Origin of the sequence: Hydrotalea sp. (assembly GCA_030054115.1) — a bacterium.
Lineage (GTDB): Bacteria > Pseudomonadota > Alphaproteobacteria > JASGCL01 > JASGCL01 > JASGCL01.
This window is the reverse complement of sequence record JASGCL010000089.1, coordinates 1-2,097: the sequence shown is the minus strand read 5'-3', so window position 1 is coordinate 2,097 and position 2,097 is coordinate 1. Positions and strand designations below refer to the sequence as shown.

Annotated in this window: 1 protein-coding gene; it reads right to left on the bottom strand. The window is 46.6% G+C overall.

Annotation, left to right across the window (positions count from 1 at the left end):
- Positions 1-1,352 (bottom strand): hypothetical protein (locus QM529_07765; GenBank protein ID MDI9314551.1); only part of this gene is annotated, 1,352 nt, incomplete at its 3' end.
- Positions 1,353-2,097: the final 745 nt, after the last annotated feature.

Genomic DNA, 2,097 nt, shown 5'->3' with positions numbered 1-2,097 from the left:
GTTTTTAAACTATTGGCGTCTTTTGCTTTATCCTTCAGGGTCGCCTCCGACAATGAGTCATAAGCCAAGGTCGGTGCGGTCGCGCCGGTAAACCCAAGGGTCAAACCTTTGCCACCCGCCCATGCACTATCGGGCACCGCGCCAAATGTTGCGCTCGCCCCCAGCTTGGTTACCAACAGGCCGCGTTGCGCGTCGGTGAATGAGGCATAGCCGTCATAGCCGTTAGGGCCACCATAGCTAATAGTCGCATTGCCAGCAAATGTTGTCTTGGTCGCATCAACCACAGACAACAGCTTGACCAAACCCTTGACGGAATTGTTACTGAAATTAAGCGCATTCGTCCAAACGTTGTTCGCAATGGTTACAGTGCCGGTATTTGCTTCAAATTTGTCATCCGCGCGATTGGAAACACCAACATTAACTAACATATTCTTAAAGGCAGTAGCATCACCGACTATCGCATTGTCTGACCAAACGCCCTGGGCCACGGTGCCTGAATTATAAGCTGCCCCTGCTCTAGCATTGCCATTAGCATCAGCCGTCGCATCAATAGCAAACAAGCTTGCTATTTCAGCATCGGTAAGAATGCTACCAGCAACACGAACTGGACTGCCGCTAGTCCTATCAAGGCAGACATTGGTCGGCGTACTGGCGGGAAAACCCGTGTTGTTGCTGTCAATAGCAAGAAAATTGCCATTGCCCAGACAATTAGCATTGGCCTGACCCGTCCCACTATTGGGGACAGTCGCCCCTTGTCCAATACTATAAGCCGCCCCACCCGCCACTTTCGTGCCGTTGCTGGCGGCACCGCTTGGTGAACCGGCCGCTTTCCATGAAATGTCGGACAGGCTGAAACCCAAACCCAAACCCAAACGCAAACCCCAACGGTTCGCACGGTCCAGCGCGAAACGATAGCTGGGGGTCACGGTCATAACGTGATACGGCGCGTCAAAATTATAATTCCCCTGGCCACCGGCCCCGACGCCGGTCCATTTATGGGCGAAGCCCAAATAATCGGCCGAAACGCCCCAGCCCGATTTGTTGGTGTAACCCAAACTGACGCCATAACCAAAACCACCGGTCGCGGTCGATTGGTTGTCGCCGGTCACGCCGGTGCCGGATTTTGTCCAACCGCCGCCAAAGCTGTAAACATAACCCACATCGGCCTTCAGCAGTAATTTGCCATCGATGGCATTCGCCAACATATTCCGTCCTACCGCTACGCTGCTTGAGGACGATAAGTTTGTATTTTTTGCGGTTTGCGCATTGGCTTGGGTCGTGAAAACCGCAGTATTTAAGGCGGTGGTGATAAGCAACATTGCGGTTGCATTGATTAATATATTTTTTTTCATGGTCTTTTCTTTTCTTTTTAATTAATTTGTTGTGGTTTGTTTTTATATTTTAGTTTTCTACTATAAAGAGATTTTTTTTTGAAATCAACATAGATCATATTTTATTTGCACTGTTGCTACGCCACTTGGGCGCGGGCTGTTTAAGCGCGGGGTCGCGCCGATAAATTGATTTTTATTTTTCATGATATGTCCCTTTCTCATGATTTTTGCCTGTCTACAATTGCTAAATGACTTCACGCCACTTAGACGATTCTTTATACATCTTTTGTCTCTATTTGTCAACATAATAATATATTTTTTACTTTCAAACACAACAGAAAAATTTGTTTTAATTATGCATTATTTATGTCTGTATTTTCGTTCTTATTTTGTTCTTTACAATCGCCACCAGATGTGATAGCGCGGGGAAAGGAAGTTAAAGAATAAAAAATCATGTTGGCGAACCCACCCAAAAAATATCTCCACCGCTGTCGCGGTGTTCGTATTTTTATCCCTCGTCGGCGGCTAAAGCACGCCGACAGGCTTTTAAGGCATTTTCTTTGAAAAAAGGTAGAGAAGATAAAAATACGACATTGCCTCCATTGCTTCAGCAAGGGAGGGAGAAAAACAGGGAGCGTCAGCGACCATGTTTTTCGGGTGGGTTCGCCAACGATATTTTTTTATTCTTATATGTTTTTTATATCAAAAATATTGCTAACGAACCCACCCAAAAAATATCTCCACCGCTGGCGCGGTGTTCGTATTT